Source organism: Bacillus sp. BD59S (assembly GCF_007363175.1).
In the GTDB taxonomy this organism is placed as follows: Bacteria; Bacillota; Bacilli; order Bacillales; family Bacillaceae_G; genus Bacillus_A; species Bacillus_A pacificus.
Genome location: NZ_CP034686.1, coordinates 4,769,586 through 4,793,036 on the forward strand (window position 1 = coordinate 4,769,586; position 23,451 = coordinate 4,793,036).

Below are 23,451 nucleotides of genomic sequence, written 5' to 3' on the forward strand. Positions count from 1 at the left end.
ACCTCCCTCTCCAATGTTTACTCCTGATTTCCTAACTCAATCGCACTCATTAACCGTTCTGAGAACTGCTGTGCTGCATTGACTCCCATACGTTTTAAACGGAAGTTCATCGCTGCCACTTCAATAATAACAGCTAAGTTTCGACCAGGACGAACTGGAAGTGTAATCTTCGTAAGTTCTGTATCAATAATCTTCATCTTCTCTTCATCAAGACCTAAGCGATCATAATTTTTCTTTTGATCCCAAATTTCAAGGTTAATAACAAGTGTAATACGCTTATAATTTCGCACTGCCCCTGCACCGAATAACGTCATAACGTTAATGATACCTAAGCCACGAATTTCTAATAAATGCTCAATTAAATCTGGTGAGCTTCCTACTAATGTGTCTTCATCTTCTTGGCGAATTTCTACACTATCATCCGCAACAAGACGGTGACCACGCTTCACAAGTTCAAGAGCTGTCTCACTTTTACCAACACCACTTTGACCTGTAATTAAAACACCAACACCATAAATATCTACTAGTACACCATGAACAGCAGTTGTTGGCGCTAACTTACCTTCTAAATAATTTGTTAAACGACTTGATAATCTTGTTGTCGTTTGAGAAGAACGCAATAAAGGCATGCCTGATTCACGTGATGCTTGCAGTAACTCATCTGGTACATCTTGATTACGAGTTATAATAATACATGGCGTCTCTTCAGTACAAAGCGCTTTCATTCTCTCTTGTTTTTGCTCTGATGTTAACGTGTCAAAGAACGTAAGCTCCGTCTTTCCAAGAAGCTGTACGCGATCAGCTGGATAATATGTAAAAAATCCTGCCATTTCAATTCCAGGTCGTGATAAATCACTTGTATCAATCGGACGATGAATTCCTTCTTCACCACTTATTAACTCCAATTGAAATTGTTCAATTAAATCTTTTGTCCTTACTTTCGGCATATGTATAAACCTCCACTCCGCTGCGGGTTCAGTCTCATTTGATGTAAAATTCCATTCTACCGGATATTGTACCATTTTTTTCTGGAAACAAGAAATACGGTTTCTAATAAATAGAAAAAAACATTTCATACACATCATGAAATGTTTTTCTTTTTGTCATTTTCTCTTTTTTTCATATAAAGGTTCCACAATTGCCTTTTCAATAATCATATTAAAAATTGAAATACAAATTGCCGCAACGATCGCTACACCAAACCCTGATATATTAAATGCATCTCCTAATAATGAATCTGCTATTTTTAACGTAATCGCATTAATAACAATTAAGAAGAACCCGAAAGTTACAACCGTAATTGGTAGCGTAATTAAAATTAAGAACGGTTTTACAAACACATTTAAAACAGCCAAAATAATACTCGCAATAATTGCAGTTTGTATATTTGCTACGTAAAACGCATCTGGTGCAATCCCTTTTAAAAGTCCCGATACAGCGATTAACACAACGCTATTTACAAGAAGTGATACAATCCATCTCATTTTCTTACACATCCTTTTGACATATATATTTCATCATACGCTAATAGATAAGAAACGCAAGTATCCTATACACACTTATATCAACTTATTCTACTCTTCATGCTTGTATACCTACTAACACTTCTTTGCGAAATAAGGCCCACACCATCTATGCTCATGCGTTTTCACAAAAGTCCAAGTGAAATCTTTATCTACAATGTAAATATCGCCTTTATACATATCATCTGTTTCACGTAATATATCATCCATACTTAATAAACTTGCATCTTTTATTAGTAGTACATCATCACAGTGTTGATAGAAGATGTAGCACTCCTTTTTCACTTCATTATGAAACGCGTTTTCTGCTTCTTTACCCTTTAAGTATTTCTTTTTCTCTTTTCACATTGTGGTTCTATTAAAATAATTATCGTACTATTCCACCGCTATATTTCAATTCATACACCTTTTCATCACCTATGAGAATGATTTCTTTACCTTGAAAACAATCAAGAGTACCTTCATACTCATTCTTGAAAATATATGTACCTGATTTATAGTAATTTGGACCACGATAGATAGAATTCGTATCAACTGACCTTAATGCTTGGCGAAGGAAGTTATAAATTGGACCCATGATATCCCAATCTGAGTTTGAATTAGTGACACCACCTGAATAGACCATTGACCAAATGGGACGATTCTCAAACTCTACAGTTTCTTGTCCAATAAAAAAAGCTGAACCAAAATAAATATCTCGATAAAAATAATCACCGCTACTGTACTCAAGTTGTTTCGATCCGTTTAATAACGCCTGAACTGATGCGTCATCTCCCTGAGATGCATATGTCTTTCTTTTCGCTTCTACAATAAATTGGGCAAGTGATTTATGATTAATTGACATAATCCCCCTCCATTACAATTCAATTTTGATAACTTATAAATTTCTTAAAACATCTAAAAACTCCATCTTCTCCCCCTATATAATAAAAACCGAGCGTCATTTCAACTCGGTTTTTATTACTAAACTTATTGTGATAACTCTACTTCTTTTATTCTCTCTTTCATTCTTGCTTTATCACGATTTAAAATCTCTTTTAAATACTTACCTGTATACGAGCGCTCTTCTTTCACTACTTGCTCTGGCGTTCCAGAAGCAACGATTTGTCCACCTTTGTCTCCGCCCTCTGGTCCAAGGTCAACGATATAATCAGCTGTTTTAATTACATCTAAATTATGTTCAATTACCAGTACCGTCTCACCGCTCTCAACAAGACGCTGCAATACCTCTAGAAGACGTGCAATATCATGCGCATGTAAACCAGTCGTTGGCTCGTCTAAAATGTATAGTGTACGTCCTGTAGAACGACGGTGTAATTCAGAAGCTAATTTCACACGCTGTGCTTCACCACCAGATAACGTCGTAGCTGGTTGCCCTAATTTCATATAACCAAGACCAACGTCTACAAGCGTTTGAAGTTTACGCTTAATTTTTGGGATATTAGCAAAGAACTCTACTCCATCTTCAATTGTCATCCCTAACACTTCAGAAATGTTTTTATCTTTATATTTCACTTCTAACGTTTCACGATTATAACGTTTACCATGACAAACTTCACAAGGCACGTATACGTCTGGTAAGAAGTGCATTTCAATTTTAATAATTCCATCACCACGGCACGCTTCACAACGTCCGCCTTTCACATTAAAGCTGAAACGCCCTTTTTGATATCCGCGCACTTTCGCTTCATTCGTTTGGGCAAACACATCACGAATATCATCAAACACACCTGTATAAGTCGCTGGGTTAGAACGTGGTGTACGTCCAATTGGCGATTGATCAATATCGATTACTTTATCTAAATGCTCAAGACCTTTAATCTCTTTATGAGTACCTGGCTTCGCTTTCGCTTTATATAACTTTTGCGCTAACGATTTATATAATACTTCATTAATCATCGTACTTTTACCAGAACCAGATACACCCGTTACCGCTACAAACGTACCAAGCGGGAATGACATTTTCGCGTTCTTTAAATTATTCTCTTTTGCACCGACAATTTCCACTTTTCGTCCGTCACCTTTACGTCTTTCAAGTGGAACTGGAATAAACTCTTTACCGCTTAAATACTTCCCTGTTAGCGAATTCTCATCTTGCATCACTTCGGCTGGTGTACCTGCTGATACGACTTGTCCACCGTGAATACCTGCGCCAGGCCCGATATCAAGTAAATAATCAGCTGCCATCATCGTATCTTCATCATGCTCAACAACAATTAACGTATTACCTAAATCACGCATTTCTTGCAATGTACGAATAAGACGGTCGTTATCGCGCTGATGCAAACCGATAGAAGGCTCATCAAGAATGTAAAGTACACCAGTAAGACGAGAACCAATTTGCGTTGCTAAACGAATACGTTGCGCCTCACCACCCGATAAAGTTCCTGCGGCACGACTTAACGTTAAATAATCTAAACCAACGTTCACTAAGAACCCAACGCGCTCCTGAATCTCTCTTAAAATTAAATGAGCAATTTTTTGTTGTTTCTCTGTTAGCTCCACATTTGAGAAGAACTCCTGTACTTCTTGAACAGAATATTTCGTTACATCAGCAATCGTTTTATCACCAACAAAAACAGCCAAACTCTCAGGTTTTAAACGTCCACCTTTACACTTCGGACAAGCTTGTTCTGCCATATATTTTTCCATTTGCTCACGAATGTAATCGGAACTCGTTTCACGATAACGACGTTCAATATTTGGAATAACACCTTCAAATAAAATCTCATTTTCCTTTACTTGACCAAATTCATTTACATAACGGAAATAAACTTTCTCTTCTCCGCTTCCGTACAACACTTTATCAAATAAATCTTTCGGTATATTTTTCACAGGCACATCCATATCAACGCCGTAATGATTACATACAGATTGTAAAAGCTGTGGGTAATATTGTGAGCTTGTCGGCTCCCAAGGCGCAATCGCATGTTCATTTAATGATAAATCCCAGTTCGGAATAACAAGTTCTAAATCTACCTCTAGCTTTGAGCCAAGTCCATCACAAGAAGGACATGCACCGAACGGACTATTGAATGAGAACATACGCGGTTCTAATTCTCCAATTGAAAAACCACAATGTGGACAAGCATGATGTTCACTAAATAACAGTTCCTCTTCTCCCATTACATCGATTAACACGCGGCCCCCGCCAAGCTTTAATGCACTTTCAAGTGAATCAGCAAGACGGCTTGCGATTCCTTCTTTTACAACAATACGGTCAATTACAACTTCAATGGAATGCTTCTTATTTTTATCTAACGCAATATCTTCAGACACATCAAGCATTTCACCATCAACACGTACACGAACATACCCTTGCTTCTTAATATCTTCAAGTACTTTCACATGTGCACCTTTACGTCCAGAAACGATAGGAGCTAAAACTTGTAATTTCGTACGTTCAGGATATTCAAGTACACGGTCTACCATCTGCTCTACTGTTTGTGACGTAATTTCAATGCCATGATTCGGACAAATCGGTGTACCAATTCGCGCAAATAATAGACGTAGATAATCATAAATCTCCGTTACCGTTCCGACAGTTGAACGCGGATTACGACTTGTCGTTTTTTGATCGATTGAAATCGCTGGTGACAATCCTTCAATTGTATCTACATCCGGCTTATCCATTTGTCCTAAAAACTGACGCGCATACGCAGATAACGATTCTACGTATCTGCGCTGCCCTTCTGCATAAATCGTATCAAATGCTAATGATGATTTCCCCGAACCAGACAATCCTGTTACAACGACAAGCTGATTTCTCGGAATGGTTACATCAATATTTTTTAAGTTATGTGCTCTAGCACCTTTTACAACAATAAAATCCTTGCTCTTACTCACTCTTTTCACCCTTCCGCTTTTAATTCTAATAGTAAATCTCTTAATTCAGCTGCACGCTCGAAGTCTAACGCTTTTGCTGCTTCTTTCATTTCTGCTTCCATCTTCGCAATTGTCTTTTCACGCTCTTTTTTCGTCATCTTCTTAGCTGGCGTTGCCTCATATGTTTCCGGCTCTTCAGCAGCTGTCGTTGCACGGATTACATCACGCACACCTTTTTGAATCGTTTTCGGCGTAATACCATGCTCTTCATTGTAAGCCTCTTGTATACTACGACGACGCTGTGTTTCTTCAATCGCAATTCCCATCGATCTCGTTATACGATCTGCGTACATAATAACGCGGCCGTTTTCATTACGTGCTGCACGACCGATTGTTTGAATTAATGAACGTTCTGAACGCAAGAACCCTTCCTTATCAGCATCTAAAATAGCTACAAGGGATACTTCTGGAATATCTAATCCTTCTCGCAATAAGTTAATACCGACAAGAACATCAAACTTACCAAGGCGAAGATCTCGTATAATTTCAATACGTTCTAACGTTTTCACTTCAGAATGCAGGTAATTCACCTTAATTCCTACATCTTTTAAGTAGTCTGTTAAATCCTCTGACATCTTCTTTGTTAAAGTTGTAATTAATACACGTTCATTTTTTGCAATGCGATCTTGAATCTCTCCTAATAAATCGTCAATCTGCCCTTCAATTGGTCGTATATCAATTGGCGGATCTAAAAGCCCTGTTGGACGAATAATTTGTTCTATTACTTCTGGCGACTGCTCTAATTCATACGGTCCTGGCGTTGCTGACACGTAAATAACTTGATTCGTTTTCTCTTCAAACTCATCAAATGTGAGCGGTCTATTATCTAAAGCTGATGGCAGACGGAATCCATGATCCACAAGCACTTGCTTACGCGCTTGGTCCCCGTTATACATCGCTCTTACTTGCGGCACTGATACATGCGACTCATCCATAACGATTAAGAAATCTTTCGGGAAATAGTCTAATAACGTATACGGCGTTGCTCCCGCTGGACGAAGTGTTAAATGACGGGAATAGTTTTCAATACCTGAACAAAAGCCCATCTCGCGCATCATTTCTAAATCATAACGTGTACGCTGTTCTATACGCTGCGCTTCTAACAACTTGCCGTTATCATTTAATTCCTTTAAACGCTCTTCTAATTCTTTTTCGATATTTTCAATAGCGACCTTCATTTTTTCTTCACGTGTAACGAAGTGAGATGCTGGGAAAATTGCTACATGATCACGCTCTGCTAATACTTCCCCTGTTAACGCATTTACTTCGCGAATACGGTCAATTTCATCACCAAAAAACTCAATTCGAATACAATGCTCGTCAAGTGATGCCGGGAAGATTTCAACTACATCTCCGCGCACACGGAATGTACCACGCTTGAAATCAATATCATTACGTCCATACTGCACATCAACAAGTTCACGAAGCAATTGATTGCGATCCTTTTCCATACCAACTCGAAGTGAAACAACTAACTCGCGGTATTCTTCTGGAGAACCTAAACCATATATACACGAAACACTCGCAACAATAATTACATCATCCCGTTCAAATAATGCAGACGTTGCCGAGTGACGCAATTTATCAATTTCATCATTAATCTGTGCGTCTTTTTCAATAAACGTATCTGTTTGCGGCACATACGCTTCTGGTTGATAATAATCGTAATAACTAACAAAATATTCAACCGCATTATTTGGGAAAAAGTCTTTCAACTCACTATATAACTGTCCTGCTAACGTTTTATTATGAGCCATGACAAGTGTTGGCTTTTGCACTTCTTTAATGACATTTGAAATCGTAAATGTCTTACCCGTTCCTGTCGCCCCAAGCAACACTTGCTTTTTCTTTCCACTATTAATTCCCTTTACAAGCTTCTCTATAGCTACCGGCTGATCACCTTGCGGGGAATACGCTGAGACAATTTCAAATTGACGTTCCAAGAAAATCCGACCTCCTCATAAAAATCTGTATTATTATTTTACCACGAATGCCTATAAAAAACCTAAAAAAACGAACAGATATTCGGTAAAGTTTTCGACAATATATATAGAAAAAGGAAGAAGAGTACACCTCCTTCCTTATCAAATCTTCTTCCGCATGAACAAACAGTAAGCACCACACTGATTAAGGTTCCACTTCATTTAAAATCAGCTCTTTTTCCTACTGTCATCCTCTCCTATATAAACTATTGGCATACTAAAAAAGCTACTTTCCCCTAAGAAAGTAGCTTCTTGTTCCCTTTCCCCTTCTTCGGAAAAAGAACATATGAAAATGAAATAGCTGCATCCACTAAAAGTATAATCGCCCAAACTTGGCTAACCCGACTCGCTGCTTTATTTAAAACAATTCCCGTTTCTAACCAATTACGCCATTGTTCAACCGGGGCAAGACCGTACAGAAAGAAAAAGAAAATATGCACAACAACAAACAAACTAAGGTGCAATACCCAATTTTTTATTTCCTGCTTCGCATAAGCCATACCTGTTAATTCTACCTGTTCTTCTATAATAGGCGCCGGTTCATTCCGCCATTTCGCAACTAATTTTTGCGCAAATATATCAAGCTTCTTCAAATCCTTTTTCCCGTAGAAAACTGCATACAATAAAATGATTACAGTAATGATTTGAAAGTTAGAAAACTTTCCTGTTTGATAGTAATCCACTACTGCTAAAGTTAAAATAAATACTTCATTTACGAGTAGTACAATCCCCATAATAAAACTTGCCTTTTTCAAACGGAATCCGTAACGGAATAAAAAGAAACCGATAGCCGATAACCAAAATACAATCTCTGCCCCAATTAAAAAATACCAACGATATTCTGCGAGCATACTCATTTATCCCTCTCCTTTTCATCATAAATACGACAAGCTTCATCCATATATAGTAAAAGTTCTTCTTCGATTGGATACATGCTCATTTTCTGTGAAGCTTCTTTCGATTTTCTAACTTCCCATAACTTATCTAAAAATGCTTCGTCACCATTAGCCATCTCTAAACACTTCTGCATTAATTTCTTCGTTGCTTCTTGTACCTCATCACTAGCGGCTTCTTTACCTTCTTTCATAAAAGTACGTAATTGCTTTAATAAATCTACCCATTCTAAAACATTCGGATCTTCTTCACTCATATTTGGCAAATTCTGAAGCAATTTTTGTTCTTCCTTTGAAAACACTTCATTTTGGAATATTTCACGTATACGAGGAGACTGTTTCGAAAGCTGAATTAATTCAAACATAACTTTCCAATCGAGCTCTCCCTCTACATCTACTGAATAAACAACCGCTTGTAGAACACGCTCCATTCGATTAAATTTCTTTTGTTCTTCCTGTACAAATCGAAGTTGTTTTTCAAGCGAATCCTTTAAGTTAAGCTCACCTTTTACTAACATATTCGCAGACTCTTTTAGTGAAAATCCCATTTCCTTTAAAAATAAAATTTGTTGGAGACGTATTACGTCAGCTTCACTATATAAACGATGGCCCCCTTCTGTTTTCCCGCTCGGCTTTAATAAATCTATTTGATCATAATAACGTAATGTACGTACTGTTACCCCTGTTTCTTTCGTCAATTGTTGTATTGAAATCACTACCATCACCTCTTCCCCTTCATTATAAAAGATGACGTTACGTCACTTTCAAGCCTTTTGTAAAAAAAATACAAAAAGCTGTTTATACTCTTTGTATAAACAGCTTTTACGGAAATAACCCCTTGTGTACAGCACGACCACAACATAAAATAAGCGCGCCAACAACAACGCTCGTTGCGGTTTTATGATAATGAGCTAATAGTAATAAATAATACGATAAACCTACAGTACCAATCATAATACAAATGCTTGGCACTGGATTACGAGAAAAATTTTGCATTCCCCAAAGAAGCGCAAATATAACTGTAGCGACACATAATACCGGTAATCCCATCCCAGTTCCCCTTTTTCTATCTATTCCTTGTTGCAAAAATACTCATCGATGCCATACTTATACACGATCAGCCTCTTTACTATTTCTATATCTCCATTTTGGCCAATAGTTCACAAAGAAATAAACAAACTGCCCTAGTACAAATAACACAAACGGCATACCAGCACTTCCGTCAACAATTAAATTATATAAACTCCATATTGCTAAACTAATCGTGAAAAATAACCCTACATATTTAAACGCTTTATCCGACTGAAATCTCTCAAACTCATCTTGCATTTTTCATTCCTCCTATCACTATGCTCGTTTGCCTACCATAACTCCTATGATGAGACTACCTGCAAATAAGGAACTACAGATCATAAGTATTTCTTGCACTGGTATAACAGCTCTACCTATTGCTTTACTCGCAACAATATAAACAATAAGTAATAGAAACACGAATACAAATGAGACATTCACATACCTTTTTATGTTTTCATTTACTCGCTCATCTATATCCGGAAGTTCTTCTTTTCTGTACTTACGCTTTTTGTAATACGCATACACTAACAAAAATACAATCGCTAAAACGTTACTCACTACGAGTGTTAAAATTGGTATAGCCGGATTCATAATATGAACTAAAATGTCTCCTAAAAACAATCCAAAAGTCGCACCGATCAATAACTTTTTAGTATCGTTCATTTTCTCTCCCCTTACTCTAGCGTAAATATTTCCTCCACCTTCACTCCAAAATATTTGGCGATTTTTAAGGATAACTCTAGACTCGGGTTGTAATGATGGTTTTCAATCGCTACGATTGTCTGCCGCGTCACCTGCATCGCCTTTGCCATTTCAACTTGCGTTATATGATGTTGCTTTCTTAATTCTTTAATTTTATTTTTTACACCCATAGGCTCCACCTTCAAAAGTAAAGATATCTTTACATAAAAAGGTTGATTTTTCATTACATAGAAATATACATTTAAGCAACTTATATCGGAGGAAATCATTATGTTTAAAAGCGCTACTATACAACAGCTGCTACAAGTATTCCGTATACAAGAATCATTTCACTATGAAGTAATACGCTTTTCTAAAGATAAAGACATACTCATCTCATGTTCCACACCTAACCTCAAACTATTAATTCGATTTTACAAAGACCCTTTCACAACACTAGACGGTCTTCAAACACAAGGAGAGCTTTGCCAAGCTTTTATTGAAAATGACATTCCTGTACCCCGCCGGCTCCAAACGAATGATGGACGATACTACTTACCTGCCCACTCATTTGAAATTCCGTTTCCTATCACAATAGAAGAATGGATGCCGGGAAGAGAATTGAGAGACGAAGAAATAAATAAATCGTTACTGCATACCTTGGGACTTTTACTTGGGAAAACACACGTTATTTCTGAAAAACATCATATTCATTTTGAGCACGGCACTTACTGGGGAATGTTTGGAGGGAATACTTCCGATAAACCTGGTATATATGATGATATAGAATTAGAAGCCAATCTTTTAAAAGAGAGTTTAAAGACTACTGAAATTAACCAAGTATTGGTGGATAAAGTGTTTACACTTTTTTATAAGAAACGTGAGGAATTACGAAAGGTATGGAATGACCTACCTAAAGGGGCTGTACAAGGTGACCTCTCCCCAAATAATATTTTATTGAACGATAATAGTACATTTGAATCACTGATTGATTTCAACATTGCTGGAGATGAAGTTTTTATTAATCACCTCGTCGGAGAAGGGATTTTTTTAGCTTACGAACTTATGGGCGATGATAAGGAAGATTGTTTTCAAGAATTTTTATCTGCTTATATGAAAATACGCCCTCTCTCTACTCTAGAAAGAAAAACCTTGCCCCTCATCATCCAAATTGTACGTCCATTTCGCTTTAGACGAACTCAAAAAATAATCCAGCTTATAAATGAAGGACAATTTACTGATGTGGAAAAAGAATTATCTATTATGCTGGATTTACTACAATACAAAAAAGAAGGAGATATCTAAAAGGATACCTCCTTCTTTACTACTACATAAACCCTAACACATATACAAGAACATATCCAAGCACCGATAAGCAAACCGAGCCAATTAGCCCTGCCACGAATGCTTTGCTTCCTAACTTACGGAACGTTTTAAACTCTACATTTAAACCAAGCCCCGCCATCGCCATTGCGATAAGCATATAAGCAAGAACAACAATATATCCCGCAACAACTTCTGGAATAATCCCGAGCGAATGCACCGCACTCATCGCTAAAAATCCGAAAATGAACCACGGAATTGGAAGGTCGCGCCATGATCTTTTTTCCTTGCTTCCCTCACTCTTACCAAACCATAACCCAATTAAAATTGCTACTGGTACAAGCATTGCAACGCGCGTTAGTTTCACGATAACTGCGATGTCTACAGCCGTGCTTCCTCCTGGCGCCGCAGCTGCGATGACATGAGCGATTTCGTGAAGCGTCGCACCTGAGAATACACCGTAACCGTACGGAGATAAACCAAGCACTGGATATAATAACGTATAAATAAGCGTAAATATCGTACCTAAAATTGCGATAATAGCTGCTCCAACTGCTGTTTCGTCATCTTTCGCTTTCACTTGCGGCGCAATTGCCACGACCGCTGCCGCGCCGCAAATTGCTGTTCCACATGCTGTTAAAATCCCAAGTTTCTTTTCTACCTTAAATACTTTCGTTAGTCCATATACAACGAAAATCGTAAATGTAATAACAACCGCCGCGATGACCAATACTTTCGGTCCCGCCTTCGCAATATCAACAAGATTTAATCGCATTCCAAGTAAGATGATCCCGAAGCGAAGTAATTTCTTACTCGCGAAATTCGTCCCTGCAATCGCATCATGAGGAACTCCAATTGCCGCACGCCAAACCATCCCAATTAGAATAGCAATTACTAATTGTCCCATAATATTTAAAAATGGAAGCTCTGCTAAATATTTCGCGGCAATTGCGATTAATAATGTAATCCCAATTCCTTGCGAAAATCCAAAGCCCTTCTTCTTTTGTATAACAAGTGTTTGTTCCACCTTGTACCACCCCAATAATCGTATTGGAACATGCATGTTCTTTCTACTTACATTATAAGAGAGTTTCTATAATAAGTTTAATACCAATACCAAATCTCTATCATCAGAAATACTTATGATAAGATGATAGAAAAAGAAAGGAGCCCACTATATGAACGTAGACATTTTAAAAATTTTTGTTACTGTCGTTGAACAGAAACATTTCTCCCGTGCAGCAGAATTATTAAACCTTTCACAGCCTGGAGTAAGTATGCATATACGCAATTTAGAAAACGAATTTGGCACTACACTTATTCAACGCTCTCCGAAACATGTCCAAGTTACGGAAGCTGGAAATATTCTATACATACATGCAAAGCAAATGCTCTCTCTTTACGAAGATGCTAAGCAAGAAATTAACGAACTACATAACGTTGTAACAGGAACACTTCGCATCGGTGCTAGTTTTACAATTGGCGAATACTTACTTCCAAAAATACTGGCTAACTATGCGAATGAAAATCCACGCGTTGAAGTTCATACCTTTATCTCGAATACAGAAGACGTTTTGCAAAGCCTTCGCTCTAATCAAATTGATATCGGCTTAGTAGAAGGTCAAGTTATATACGCCGACGTTGACGTTGAAACGTTTATGCAAGATGAAATGAAGCTCGTCGTTCCGCCAAATCATCCACTGCTCCGCACAAATGAAATAAATGAAAGGACACTCCAAGACCAAGTATGGGTATTAAGAGAAAGTGGTTCTGGAACACGTGCTTATAGCGATCGCTTTATTCATCAACACCATTTAAAAATGAAACGATTCTTTACATTTAGTAGTATTCAAAGCGTGAAGGAAGCCGTCGCAGCCGGGCTTGGCATTGCTATGCTTTCTGATTGGACTGTACGGAAAGAGCTACTAGCAAAAGAACTATTCCACGTCGAAGTTCCAAATGAACAACTTATCCGTCCGTTCTCCATTGTGCGTGGCAAATATTTCATCCCATCTAAAGCTATTCAAGTGTTTTTAAATCATGTAGATTCTTTTGCGAAAAAACAGAGTTGACCTTCACATTAGTGTGAAGGTTTACAATACATGTAAAAGGAGTGAAACGCATTGCGAATTGGAGAGTTATCAAAAGAAACTGGCGTTAGCGAAAGATCACTAAGACATTACGAAGAAAAGGGATTACTCCCTTCGAAACGCCTCGCAAATGGCTACCGTGATTTTGATGAAAGTGCCATCGAAAAAGTGGAGCTTATCCAAATGTACTTACAAATTGGGTTAAATTTAGAAGAGACGGCAAGGATGCTGCGCTGCCTTGAAATTGAACCGCACTTGTACGACAATCCGTGCAGCAGCATCCTTACGCTTTATGAAGATAAACTTAATGAAGTAACAAAGCAAATCTCATTGCTATCCAATATTCAAACGAATTTGCAAAAACACGTTTCACTCCTAAAACAAACAAAAGAAAAGGAATGATGACATGTTTGTTATACACGGCAGTTCAAGACAAAATGGAAATACGGAATTTTTAACACATATGATGATTGATGGAATTGAAACAGAACAAATTTATTTACGTGATCACACAGTCTATCCTATTACAGATCAGCGTCATGATGCAGAAGGATTCCAATCTGTAGATGATGACTACGAGCAGTTAACGAAACGCATGTTAGAGCACGACACAATTATCTTTGCTACACCATTATATTGGTACGGGATGAGCGGTCATATGAAAAACTTCATCGATCGCTGGTCACAAAGTTTGCGTGATACATCCCTTCATTTCAAAGAAAAAATGAAAGGCAAAAAAATGTACGTTGTTATCGTTGGTGGAGATAATCCGAAACTAAAAGCATTACCGCTTATCTCCCAGTTCCAATACATCTTTGATTTTGTTGGGTCATCATTTGAAGGGTATGTTATTGGGGATGCGAATGGATTGGATGAAATTCAAAATGATGCTGAGGCGCTGGCGAAGGCTCAAATTCATAATAACGAATTCAAAAATCAAAAGCTGAAATAAGTTTGACAAACCCTTTTGTATGCGCATACAATAAAAATAATATTATGAAAGGAAGGTACTTTGACCAATGAAGTTCTAATTCTCTTATTTATTTCATCCATCACAAATAGTGAACAAAAATGATGAAAACTAGCAGAGGATTAGTCTGTCCATTTGTCGATACTTTCTTTCGAAACGATCATGTAAAAAATCGTTTATTTATGTACGATTTTTACATGCAAGGGCGACGTTTATCCTCTCTAGTGAAACTAGGGAGGTTTTTTTATGACTATTTTATTCGCACGTAATATTGAAAAAAGCTTTGGTGATCGCACCCTATTTACGTTACCATCACTGGAAATTCAATCACAGGATCGCATAGGAATTGTCGGAGTCAACGGTGCTGGTAAATCTACGTTATTACAAATATTAAGTAAAGAAATAGAAGCTGACGAAGGTACAGTAACTCATCATAGTTCTATCAGCATCATTCCTCAGCTTAGCGAAGAACTACCAGAAACCGCTTCTTCTCTCGCAAAAGGAAAATGGAGCATTTCAAACGTTACAGATTCAATGAGCGGCGGTGAACGAATGCGTCTAAAGATTGCCCACGCTCTTGAACAGAATGCAGGCATTTTATTCGCTGATGAACCAACAAGCCACTTAGATATGGCCGGTACAGAACAATTAGAAAAGGCACTTTCATCTTATAAAGGGGCACTTGTTTTAATATCACATGATCGTGACTTTTTAGATGCGATATGTACAAAAATCATTGAAATCGAAGACGGTACTATTCAAGAGTATAAAGGTAATTATTCAAACTATCGCAAGCAAAAAGAACGTGAGCGAATACAAAAACAAGCAGAATATGAGCAATATGTACAAGAAAAAAATCGTTTAGAGCAGTCCATTTTACAAAAAAAGCAACGTACTTCTAGCATGACAAAAATCCCAACACGGTTTAGTTCATCTGAATCTAAACTGTATAAATTAAGTGGGGCTCATGGCCAAGAACAGGTTAGTAAAGCAGCGAAAGCATTAGAAACACGTCTCGAAAAACTAGAAAAGAAGGAAAAGCCAAAGGATCTTTCTCAAGCTCAGTTTGACGTGCAATACCATACACCCATTCATAGTAAAGTGGCAGTACAGTTCAATAAAGCCAAAAAGAAAATAGGTGATCGTACACTATTTAAAAATATGAATGGAACTATTGCTCCTGGTGCAAAGCTTGCTATTTTAGGGGCAAACGGAAGTGGCAAAACAACTTTGTTCAACATGCTTCTTGCAAATGAAAGTGGAATGCAGCTCTCGAAGAGTTGTAAAATTGGATACTTCGAACAAACACTATCTATTTTAAAAACAGATAAAACCATTTTAGAAAATGTTCTAGAAGAAACAAACTATACAGATTCGTTCGTTCGCACTATACTTGCAAGGCTTCTATTCCGCCGTGAAGATGTTCATAAACCTGTGCACGTTCTAAGCGGGGGTGAGCGAATGAAGGTTGCACTCGCAAAAGTATTTTTAGGAAACTATAATATGCTTCTGCTCGATGAACCAACAAACTATTTAGACTTAGCAACACAAGAAGAATTAGAAAGCATGTTACAAGAATATCCTGGCACAATACTTTTCATTAGCCATGACCGCGCCTTTATTCGCTCTGTTGCAGACCATATTCTACAAGTAGATGAGAGTGAACCAAGAATCTTCCACGGTAATTACGAGCAATACACAAAAAGAACAACCGAGGATTCTGTAAACGTTACTGAACAAGAATTGTTACGATTACAAACAAAATTAACAGAAATCATTGGCCGAATTTCCATACCAAATCATCATAATGACATTAAATCTCTCGAACAAGAATACGAAACATTATTAGCTCAAATCCGGAAATGTAAAGAAGCACTCTAATATCTTCCCTATATATCGACGGGACCTTCCGCATTTCCCAAGAAATATTGAAACTTCGACATAGAATATAAAAAGCCGTGCACCAGCACGGCTTTTTACTTTATCCCGAATTAACGGGCAGTAAGACTCCCACCTCAAAATTCGGTTAAGGCAAAGAAGGTAGATGGGAGACCAACTGCCCGTAAATGCCCGATTGGTTCAACTAATAATCAGTGGGGAACAAACACCCCACTGATTAAAGTTTCACTTTATATACGAACAGCAGTCCCGCTCACCGCAACCATTAACATCCCTTCGCGAACTACTTCGTAATCCACGTCGATACCAACAATTGCATTCGCATTTTTTTGCCTTGCGAAAGTTTTCATTTCTTCCATTGCGATGTCGCGCGCTTCTTTTAATTTACTTTCATAAGCGCCAGCACGACCGCCGACAACGTCACGAACAGAGGCAAAAAGATCACGAACGATATTCGCGCCCATAATCGCTTCCCCATTGACGATATCGATATACTCAATAATTTCTTTTCCTTGAATTGTAGACGTTGTTGTTACAATCATACTTTATAGCCTCCCATATGAGATTTCCATCTACTTATATGGTGTGCTAATTGGGCAAAAATTATATTTACGAACTAAATTGCGCTTCGTATAATCTGCTATATCCTCCGCCTTGTTCAATTAATTCATCATGTGAACCTTGTTCTGCAATCCCATCTTTATTTACAACGACGATTCGATCTGCATTTTTAATCGTTGCAAGCCTATGAGCGATAACTAATGTTGTACGGCCAACAGATAGTTCAGCAAGTGATTTTTGAATTGCAAGTTCTGTCTCTGTGTCTAGTGCAGAAGTCGCTTCATCAAGTATTAAAATTGGTGGGTTTTTCAAGAACATACGAGCAATCGCTAGACGTTGCTTCTGTCCGCCTGAAAGTTTCACGCCGCGCTCACCGATAACGGTATCTAAACCGTCTGGTTGTGAGTAAATTAAATCTTCTAATTGCGCACGTTTTACTGCCTGCCAAATTTCAGCCTCTGATGCCTTTAAATTTCCGTAAGCAATGTTTTCACGAATCGTTCCTGAGAATAAGAACACATCTTGCTGCACGATTCCAATTTGCTTACGAAGTGAAGATAACGTCATATCTTTCGTATCAATACCGTCAATTTGGATCGACCCAGACGATTGTTCATAAAAACGTGGGAGTAAACTACATAACGTCGTTTTTCCAGCTCCAGATGGCCCAACGAACGCAACTGTTTCACCTGCATGTATTTTCAAACTAATATCATTTAAAATCGGTTCTTTATTTTCATATCCGAATGTAATGTTGTTATATTGAATATCACCATGTACATGCTTCACTTCCATCGCATCTTTAGAGTCCACAATATCTGGCTCTGTTTCAAGAAGCTCTACATATCTTTTAAAACCAGCAATCCCTTTCGGATAACTTTCGATTACCGCATTAATTTTTTCAATTGGGCGGAAGAAAATATTCGTTAATAGAACGAATCCGATAAATCCACCGTACGTTAATTCACCTTGCAGAACAAACCATGTACCGCATATTAAGACGAAGAGCGTTACGAGACGCATGAGCATATAACTAATCGATGAATTTAACGCCATAATTTTATACGCCATTAATTTCGTTGTACGGAAACGAGCGTTGTTCACAGCGAATTGCTCTTTCTCAAACTTTTCATTTCCGAATGCTTGTACAACGCGAATACCACCAACGTTGTTCTCAATACATGCATTAAAATCAGCAACGTCTGAGAATAAACGTCTGAACGTACCTGTCATTTTTTTGTTGAAGTAAAGCGCCAACCATAATAGGAATGGAATAACGAAGAATGTTAATAGCGCTAACTTCCAGTTGATCATCATCATAAATGAAAATGCCCCGACTAAAGTCATAACAGCGATAAATAAATCTTCTGGCCCATGGTGAGCAATTTCCCCAATTTCCATTAAGTCGTTTGTAAGACGTGAAATTAAATGACCTGTTTTATTATTGTCAAAAAATCTGAATGATAGCTTTTGAATATGATCAAATAATTTCTGCCTCATATCTGTTTCAATGTTAACACCAAGCATATGTCCCCAGTATGTAACAACATATTGTAAGCCTGCATTTAACATATACACTGCAAGTAAACCGAAACAAGCCCATAAAATAAGTGTCCAGTTTTGCCCTGGCAATAACTTATCAATAAATTGATTTACGATAAGCGGGAAGCCAAGTTCTAGTAATCCTGCGACGACTGCACAAGAAAAGTCGAGTATAAATAAACCTTTATACGGTTTATAGTAAGAAAAAAATTTACGTAGCATATCTTCCCTCCATTTTCCAAAATTAAAAAGACTCCCTAAATGATAACCATTATCAAATAATTATTCAAGTGATTCGATTATGAAACTAAACTAAGGTTTGCGATAGTTATCGTTTTTTGCCGGAAAGTTCATATATTTGAATAATCGCTGATATATCTCAAGTTGCGCTGATATATTCCGATAATCGCCGATATAAATTTCGTGTACTATAACTACCGCCCAGCTTACAAAAAAAGGCATCACCACAAGGTGATACCTTTTCTTCTATTACATCGCTTCCGAATCCCATTCATGCTCCTGCTGAACAAACACAATACCTAATTCGTGATGTCCACCAGCGTATAATGCCGTTTGAGCAAGACGTAACTCTCCATTTGTATCTAATACTTCTAATTTACAAAATGCTCCTGTCGTCTTCGTTTGAAGCGCATCATAAAATTCCTCAGCACTTCTTGGAATGACTCCATTTACTTTCGTAATCATTTCTCCAGGTAGTAAATTTAGCTCTGCTCCAATTGTATTTGGAATTGTATCTAATACAACGAGTCCATCATTACGTGCAGCGAAGTACGCTGGTCTTGTTTCATCCGCAATTTTCTCTTGCATGGAAATTGTAAAACGTCCAAGCATTGCAACGCCCATTGCAATAATGGCAAGTACGTGCCACCAATAACTTGCGATTCCTAAAACAAGCACAAGTCCTGCTAATCCGTACACACGTCTTCCTGTAAATAATAAAGCTTCTGTCGGCTCATAACTTCTAATCCTTCTCATAAATCCAATTAAAAATGGAACGAGGAATAGAGAATATGTGTGTGAACCGATTGAAACGACAGGCCACCATGAAATAAACTGCGTTACTGCGTCACCTGGTACAAGAATAAAAATAGGAACGATCCATAAACGCTTTGATTCGTGTAAACCAATCTTTAGTCCGCGCTTACCCTTCCTAATCTTCGGCGTCGAATATCCTACTGCATTTTTAGAAATCAACAAGCCCTCTACAACGAGCATGATGCCTAGCAAAATAGCAAGGGATACAATTGTATTCTCTTCACCTTCTCTAAGCTGTAAGAAAGAAACTGGTAGCTTAGAAGATAATAGAACACATACAATCGCGATACTAAACGTATAAGCTGCTGATAAATATCGATACATAGCAGTTAATCCAAATAGTAACGTCCAAAGTAAAATGGCCCATAAGCTCGCCTTAGAAACGACAAGTCCGAGCCCAATCGTAATGATAGATACGATTAATCCGTATTTAACCCCCGCCAATAAAGATGTTCGCAGTTCGAACCAAATATCATAAACTTTAAAAGAAAAATCTTTTCGTTCTCGTAACATACGTAAGTATCCAACGAAGATACTACTTATTAAAAATACATAGACAGCAGGGTGTAAGAAAAAACGTCCAACTGCCCGCATTATTTCAAAAATCCATGCCTCCACGAACCCATTCACCACCATTTATATCATTCTTTCTTTTTATATTATCATAACTGGACAAACGTTTGTTTAACACAAAAAAATACAGGCAGCAAACTGCCTGTATTTCTTATTATCAGCGGGGGATGAAGCCCCCCACTGATTAAAGTTTCACTTTATTTCGCCATTAATTTTAATGCTGACTGTAATTGTAGATCATTTTCTCCAGAACGGATTTTTTCAATAATTTTCGTTTGAATCGCCTCAGCTGTCTTTTTATCGAGCTGTCCTGTCGCTTCCATCTTATTCGCATTTTGGAATGCTTTCAGTGCTGATTCTGTCTCTTTACTAAAGTATCCATCTTCACGTCCTGGTACATATCCTAAACTCTTAAGCATTTCTTGTGCGTGTTTTACTTGTACATCATTTGAATTGTATGAAAGTGTCTTCTCAATTTGAATTGGTGTCGCATGATAATAATCTGGTTGTTTCACTTCTACAGTTGGCTTGATTCCTTTTTTATGAATCCAGTTTCCATCCGGTGTTAACCATTTGAACATCGTTAATTTGATGTTGCTGCCATCTTTAAATGGAACAGCTTGCTGAACAGTCCCTTTACCAAACGTTTTTTCACCAATTAAATCGTATCCTTCTCCCTCTTTTAACGCACCCGCTAAAATCTCTGAAGCAGAAGCACTTCCGTTATCAATTAATACTGAAATTGGATATGGCTTTCTCTCTTTCAGTTCCGTAGAGAATTTCTTCTTCTCACCATTTCGTTGCTCTACTTGCAGCATCGGCTTTTTATCCGTCATAATTTCCCCTAGTATCTCTTCTACACTATTTAAGTAGCCACCAGGATTACCACGCACGTCAATAACTAAGCCTTTTATGTTTTTCTTCTCTAACTCTTTTAACTGATCCTTAAATTCTTTCGCTGTATTTTCAGCAAAAGAAGTGATTTGCATATAACCGATATCTTTTCCGCTCTCTTGTTTCACAGAGCTAAACACTGTGAAGATTGGAATTTTTTCACGCTTAATTTTAAATACAATCGGATCAGCCACTCCTGCACGCTTAATTTCAATCGCAACAGTCGTTCCTTTTTTACCACGAATCTTTAATACCGCTTCTTCACGTGATAAATCTTTCACACTATTTCCATCTACAGATAAAATTTGGTCATTCGGTTTAATTCCAATCTTTTCTGCTGGTGAGCCTTTAATTGGAGATACGATAATAAGCTTACCGTCCGTTTTGTTCACCTCAGCCCCAATCCCTTCTAACTCGGGATCAAGCGATTCACTAAACTGTTTAGCCGTTTCTTTATCCATATACGTGGAATAAGGGTCCTTCAGCGTAGACAACATGCCTTGTATTGCACCTTCGACTAATTTTTCATCTTTCACGTCTTCCACATAACGTGAATCAATTAGTGCATACGCCTCATTAATTTTTGCCAAATTCCCTTGCGCAGTGCTAGCGTTTCCACTCGAAATTGTTTGCGTTACTTCTGCTGGGTTAACCCCAAATAAAGACATACCCGCAAACATTCCGCCAGCACCAATTAAAAATGCAACAACCATTCCAATAATTGCAACTCTACGTTTCAATGCGGAATTCCCCTTTCCAAAACACACAGGTGGTGTAGCAAAAGGCATCACACAGTGTGTGATGCCTTTACCTATTTCTACTATATGATAAGCTTGTACGAATTATGTTTGCAACTTTTTATACTTTTAAGAAGCGACGAATTGACATTACACTTCCCCACATACCGATTAAAGCCCCGATTAACACTAGTAAACCAGCTAATTGGAATACGAATGGGCTGTATGGTAGAAGTTCGAAAATTGTTCCGCCAAGTTTTTCGTTAAACACACCTTGTAACGAATTATACGTAACTAGAATTAAGCCAATTGGAATAATTGATCCTAATACTCCTAGGAATAATCCCTCTAATAAGAACGGCCAACGAATAAACCAGTTTGTTGCACCTACAAGTTTCATAATTTCAATTTCTGTACTACGAGCATAAATTGTAATTTTAATTGTATTAGAGATTAAGAACATCGCTGTGAATAAAAGACCAGCAATTAACACAATACCGATATTACGACCAGTTTTTACAGTATCAAATAATCGTTCAACTTGCCCTTTTCCGTACTGAACATTACTTACAAACTGCATTTTTTCAATCTTTTTCGCAATTGTCGCTGTATCTGTTGGTTCTTTTGCTTTTACAACGAATACGTTTTTAAGTGGGTTATCTTGTTCAAATAACTCAAATGTCTTTCCGCTATCGCCTAAGCTTTTAATTAAACGTTTTAACTCTTCTTCTTTAGAAGAATATTTAATAGAGTCTACTTTTGCAATCTTACTCATATCATCTTCTAATTTCTTTTGATCAGCTTCTTTTGCTGCTGGATCAATGTGTACACGAATCTCTACATCTTGCTCTACTTTCGTCGCAAAATGGTTCATATTCATAATCGCTGTTAAAAAGACACCTACAAGTAATAATGTAACTGTTACTGCACTAACAGAAGCAAACGTCATCCATCCGTTACGTGATAGATTCTTTACACCTTCTCGCAAATGTCGACTAAGGGTCTTAGCCTTCATATCCGTATCCTCCCTCAATCTCATCTCGAACAATTTTTCCGCCTTCAATCGCGATTACACGATGACGGATTGTATTTACGATATCTGCGTTATGTGTCGCCATAACAATCGTTGTACCACGCTCATTAATGCGCGTGAAAATCTTCATAATATCAAGAGCTGTTTCAATATCTAAGTTACCTGTTGGCTCATCGGCAATTACAACCTTTGGTCTATTAACAATTGCTCTCGCAATCGCAACACGTTGCTGCTCCCCGCCTGAAAGTTCGCTTGGAAGTGCGTCTGCACGATCTTCAAGACCTACAAGACCTAACACTTCTGTTACACGCTCACGAATTGCATCTGGCTCTTCTTCAATTACTTCTAAGGCAAACGCAACATTCTCATATACTGTTAATTTAGGTAGTAATTTAAAGTCTTGGAAAATCACGCCTAATTGACGACGGAAATATGGAACGTCTCTTTCTGCTAAAGACTCGATAGTAAGTCCATTTACATTAATAGATCCTGTAGATGGTTTCTCTTCACGATACATCATTTTAATAAATGTAGATTTCCCGGCTCCACTCGGTCCAACTACGTATACAAACTCGCCTTGTTTAATGTTAACTGTGAGACCAGCAATGGCTTTCATACCATTCGGATACTCCTTATAAACATTGGTCATTTTTATCATTATTTATCACCCAATACTTAATGATTTTTTTTCGAAATACTTTTCTGTACATTTGGAAATAAAAGCTAAACCTTTAT

Annotated in this window: 23 protein-coding genes and 1 pseudogene; 5 read left to right on the top strand and 19 right to left on the bottom strand. The window is 37.6% G+C overall.

What is annotated here, in order from left to right; all coding sequences use genetic code 11:
• Positions 1-17: 17 nt before the first annotated feature.
• From hprK to EKQ63_RS27330, 12 genes and pseudogenes are all read right to left on the bottom strand, one after another.
• Positions 18-947, bottom strand: coding sequence for an HPr(Ser) kinase/phosphatase (gene hprK, locus EKQ63_RS27275; RefSeq protein ID WP_029440973.1), 930 nt, complete (start codon positions 945-947; stop codon positions 18-20).
• Between the two features lie 156 nt (positions 948-1,103).
• Positions 1,104-1,484: a phage holin family protein gene (locus EKQ63_RS27280; protein WP_001267308.1), complete on the bottom strand. Its 381-nt coding sequence runs from the start codon at positions 1,482-1,484 to the stop codon at positions 1,104-1,106.
• 114 nt (positions 1,485-1,598) lie between these two features.
• Positions 1,599-1,862, bottom strand: a pseudogene (locus EKQ63_RS27285) (DUF4275 family protein); the annotation flags it as partial.
• A gap of 28 nt (positions 1,863-1,890) precedes the next feature.
• Positions 1,891-2,367, bottom strand: a complete 477-nt coding sequence (locus EKQ63_RS27290; protein ID WP_087955091.1) for a DUF5680 domain-containing protein — start codon at positions 2,365-2,367, stop codon at positions 1,891-1,893.
• 125 nt (positions 2,368-2,492) lie between these two features.
• On the bottom strand, positions 2,493-5,369 hold the full coding sequence (gene uvrA, locus EKQ63_RS27295; RefSeq protein ID WP_087955092.1) for an excinuclease ABC subunit UvrA: 2,877 nt from the start codon (positions 5,367-5,369) through the stop codon (positions 2,493-2,495).
• Between the two features lie 5 nt (positions 5,370-5,374).
• Positions 5,375-7,351: an excinuclease ABC subunit B gene (gene uvrB / locus EKQ63_RS27300; RefSeq protein WP_087955093.1), complete on the bottom strand. Its 1,977-nt coding sequence runs from the start codon at positions 7,349-7,351 to the stop codon at positions 5,375-5,377.
• A 275-nt stretch (positions 7,352-7,626) separates the two neighbouring features.
• Positions 7,627-8,247 (bottom strand): hypothetical protein, encoded by a 621-nt coding sequence (locus EKQ63_RS27305; RefSeq protein WP_143881666.1) that lies wholly within the window; start codon positions 8,245-8,247, stop codon positions 7,627-7,629.
• A complete protein-coding gene (locus tag EKQ63_RS27310; protein ID WP_048553078.1) occupies positions 8,244-9,005 on the bottom strand; it encodes a MerR family transcriptional regulator in 762 nt (253 codons plus the stop codon). The genes EKQ63_RS27305 and EKQ63_RS27310 overlap by 4 nt, the downstream gene beginning before the upstream one ends.
• 100 nt (positions 9,006-9,105) lie before the next feature.
• Positions 9,106-9,333: a hypothetical protein gene (locus EKQ63_RS27315; protein WP_048553074.1), complete on the bottom strand. Its 228-nt coding sequence runs from the start codon at positions 9,331-9,333 to the stop codon at positions 9,106-9,108.
• Positions 9,334-9,390: 57 nt separating this feature from the next.
• Positions 9,391-9,612 (bottom strand): hypothetical protein, encoded by a 222-nt coding sequence (locus tag EKQ63_RS27320; RefSeq protein WP_048553072.1) that lies wholly within the window; start codon positions 9,610-9,612, stop codon positions 9,391-9,393.
• An 18-nt stretch (positions 9,613-9,630) separates the two neighbouring features.
• Complete coding sequence (locus EKQ63_RS27325) at positions 9,631-10,020, bottom strand: hypothetical protein (protein ID WP_143881667.1); 390 nt, start codon at positions 10,018-10,020, stop codon at positions 9,631-9,633.
• Between the two features lie 11 nt (positions 10,021-10,031).
• A complete protein-coding gene (locus EKQ63_RS27330; protein ID WP_000538359.1) occupies positions 10,032-10,229 on the bottom strand; it encodes a helix-turn-helix transcriptional regulator in 198 nt (65 codons plus the stop codon).
• Between the two features lie 100 nt (positions 10,230-10,329).
• Between EKQ63_RS27330 and EKQ63_RS27335 the strand changes: the two genes are divergently transcribed.
• Positions 10,330-11,343, top strand: a complete 1,014-nt coding sequence (locus tag EKQ63_RS27335; protein ID WP_143881668.1) for a phosphotransferase — start codon at positions 10,330-10,332, stop codon at positions 11,341-11,343.
• A gap of 22 nt (positions 11,344-11,365) precedes the next feature.
• On the opposite strand, the gene EKQ63_RS27340 is transcribed toward EKQ63_RS27335, so the two are convergent.
• Positions 11,366-12,388: a YeiH family protein gene (locus tag EKQ63_RS27340; protein ID WP_049112546.1), complete on the bottom strand. Its 1,023-nt coding sequence runs from the start codon at positions 12,386-12,388 to the stop codon at positions 11,366-11,368.
• Between the two features lie 151 nt (positions 12,389-12,539).
• Between EKQ63_RS27340 and EKQ63_RS27345 the strand changes: the two genes are divergently transcribed.
• The 4 genes from EKQ63_RS27345 to abc-f all read left to right on the top strand — a co-directional run bounded on the left by EKQ63_RS27345 (position 12,540) and on the right by abc-f (position 16,302).
• Positions 12,540-13,433, top strand: a complete 894-nt coding sequence (locus tag EKQ63_RS27345; RefSeq protein ID WP_087955098.1) for a LysR family transcriptional regulator — start codon at positions 12,540-12,542, stop codon at positions 13,431-13,433.
• Between the two features lie 51 nt (positions 13,434-13,484).
• The gene (locus EKQ63_RS27350; RefSeq protein ID WP_049112550.1) at positions 13,485-13,853 is read left to right on the top strand and encodes a MerR family transcriptional regulator; all 369 of its coding nucleotides are present in this window, start codon (positions 13,485-13,487) and stop codon (positions 13,851-13,853) included.
• 4 nt (positions 13,854-13,857) lie between these two features.
• Complete coding sequence (locus EKQ63_RS27355; RefSeq protein ID WP_088325765.1) at positions 13,858-14,403, top strand: flavodoxin family protein; 546 nt, start codon at positions 13,858-13,860, stop codon at positions 14,401-14,403.
• 264 nt (positions 14,404-14,667) lie between these two features.
• Positions 14,668-16,302, top strand: coding sequence for a ribosomal protection-like ABC-F family protein (gene abc-f, locus EKQ63_RS27360; protein WP_143881669.1), 1,635 nt, complete (start codon positions 14,668-14,670; stop codon positions 16,300-16,302).
• A 248-nt stretch (positions 16,303-16,550) separates the two neighbouring features.
• Here abc-f and EKQ63_RS27370 read toward each other — a convergent pair whose 3' ends face one another.
• The 6 genes from EKQ63_RS27370 to ftsE all read right to left on the bottom strand — a co-directional run bounded on the left by EKQ63_RS27370 (position 16,551) and on the right by ftsE (position 23,374).
• Positions 16,551-16,862, bottom strand: a complete 312-nt coding sequence (locus EKQ63_RS27370; RefSeq protein WP_000637523.1) for a heavy metal-binding domain-containing protein — start codon at positions 16,860-16,862, stop codon at positions 16,551-16,553.
• A 67-nt stretch (positions 16,863-16,929) separates the two neighbouring features.
• Positions 16,930-18,645 carry an ABC transporter ATP-binding protein gene (locus EKQ63_RS27375; protein WP_000944619.1) on the bottom strand — a complete coding sequence of 572 codons (1,716 nt, stop codon included), beginning with the start codon at positions 18,643-18,645 and terminating at the stop codon, positions 16,930-16,932.
• 267 nt (positions 18,646-18,912) lie between these two features.
• On the bottom strand, positions 18,913-20,115 hold the full coding sequence (locus EKQ63_RS27380; RefSeq protein ID WP_087955101.1) for a PDZ domain-containing protein: 1,203 nt from the start codon (positions 20,113-20,115) through the stop codon (positions 18,913-18,915).
• 134 nt (positions 20,116-20,249) lie between these two features.
• Complete coding sequence (locus EKQ63_RS27385; protein ID WP_140168428.1) at positions 20,250-21,734, bottom strand: S41 family peptidase; 1,485 nt, start codon at positions 21,732-21,734, stop codon at positions 20,250-20,252.
• Positions 21,735-21,804: 70 nt separating this feature from the next.
• On the bottom strand, positions 21,805-22,698 hold the full coding sequence (gene ftsX, locus EKQ63_RS27390; protein ID WP_000645019.1) for a permease-like cell division protein FtsX: 894 nt from the start codon (positions 22,696-22,698) through the stop codon (positions 21,805-21,807).
• Complete coding sequence (ftsE, locus tag EKQ63_RS27395; protein WP_087955103.1) at positions 22,688-23,374, bottom strand: cell division ATP-binding protein FtsE; 687 nt, start codon at positions 23,372-23,374, stop codon at positions 22,688-22,690. Before ftsE ends, ftsX begins: the two co-directional genes overlap by 11 nt.
• Positions 23,375-23,451 lie beyond the last annotated feature (77 nt).

Excerpts from the sequence above, each read along its gene's own strand:
- hprK (WP_029440973.1), bottom strand. The coding sequence starts at position 947 with ATGCCGAAAGTAAGGACAAAAGATTTAATTGAACAATTTCAATTGGAG.
- EKQ63_RS27280 (WP_001267308.1), bottom strand. The coding sequence starts at position 1,484 with ATGAGATGGATTGTATCACTTCTTGTAAATAGCGTTGTGTTAATCGCT.
- EKQ63_RS27290 (WP_087955091.1), bottom strand. The coding sequence starts at position 2,367 with ATGTCAATTAATCATAAATCACTTGCCCAATTTATTGTAGAAGCGAAA.
- EKQ63_RS27305 (WP_143881666.1), bottom strand. The coding sequence starts at position 8,247 with ATGAGTATGCTCGCAGAATATCGTTGGTATTTTTTAATTGGGGCAGAG.
- EKQ63_RS27310 (WP_048553078.1), bottom strand. The coding sequence starts at position 9,005 with ATGGTAGTGATTTCAATACAACAATTGACGAAAGAAACAGGGGTAACA.
- EKQ63_RS27315 (WP_048553074.1), bottom strand. The coding sequence starts at position 9,333 with ATGGGATTACCGGTATTATGTGTCGCTACAGTTATATTTGCGCTTCTT.
- EKQ63_RS27320 (WP_048553072.1), bottom strand. The coding sequence starts at position 9,612 with ATGCAAGATGAGTTTGAGAGATTTCAGTCGGATAAAGCGTTTAAATAT.
- EKQ63_RS27325 (WP_143881667.1), bottom strand. The coding sequence starts at position 10,020 with ATGAACGATACTAAAAAGTTATTGATCGGTGCGACTTTTGGATTGTTT.
- EKQ63_RS27330 (WP_000538359.1), bottom strand. The coding sequence starts at position 10,229 with ATGGGTGTAAAAAATAAAATTAAAGAATTAAGAAAGCAACATCATATA.
- EKQ63_RS27335 (WP_143881668.1), top strand. The coding sequence starts at position 10,330 with ATGTTTAAAAGCGCTACTATACAACAGCTGCTACAAGTATTCCGTATA.
- EKQ63_RS27345 (WP_087955098.1), top strand. The coding sequence starts at position 12,540 with ATGAACGTAGACATTTTAAAAATTTTTGTTACTGTCGTTGAACAGAAA.
- EKQ63_RS27355 (WP_088325765.1), top strand. The coding sequence starts at position 13,858 with ATGTTTGTTATACACGGCAGTTCAAGACAAAATGGAAATACGGAATTT.
- abc-f (WP_143881669.1), top strand. The coding sequence starts at position 14,668 with ATGACTATTTTATTCGCACGTAATATTGAAAAAAGCTTTGGTGATCGC.
- EKQ63_RS27370 (WP_000637523.1), bottom strand. The coding sequence starts at position 16,862 with ATGATTGTAACAACAACGTCTACAATTCAAGGAAAAGAAATTATTGAG.
- EKQ63_RS27375 (WP_000944619.1), bottom strand. The coding sequence starts at position 18,645 with ATGCTACGTAAATTTTTTTCTTACTATAAACCGTATAAAGGTTTATTT.
- EKQ63_RS27380 (WP_087955101.1), bottom strand. The coding sequence starts at position 20,115 with ATGGTGGTGAATGGGTTCGTGGAGGCATGGATTTTTGAAATAATGCGG.
- EKQ63_RS27385 (WP_140168428.1), bottom strand. The coding sequence starts at position 21,734 with ATGCCTTTTGCTACACCACCTGTGTGTTTTGGAAAGGGGAATTCCGCA.
- ftsX (WP_000645019.1), bottom strand. The coding sequence starts at position 22,698 with ATGAAGGCTAAGACCCTTAGTCGACATTTGCGAGAAGGTGTAAAGAAT.
- ftsE (WP_087955103.1), bottom strand. The coding sequence starts at position 23,374 with ATGATAAAAATGACCAATGTTTATAAGGAGTATCCGAATGGTATGAAA.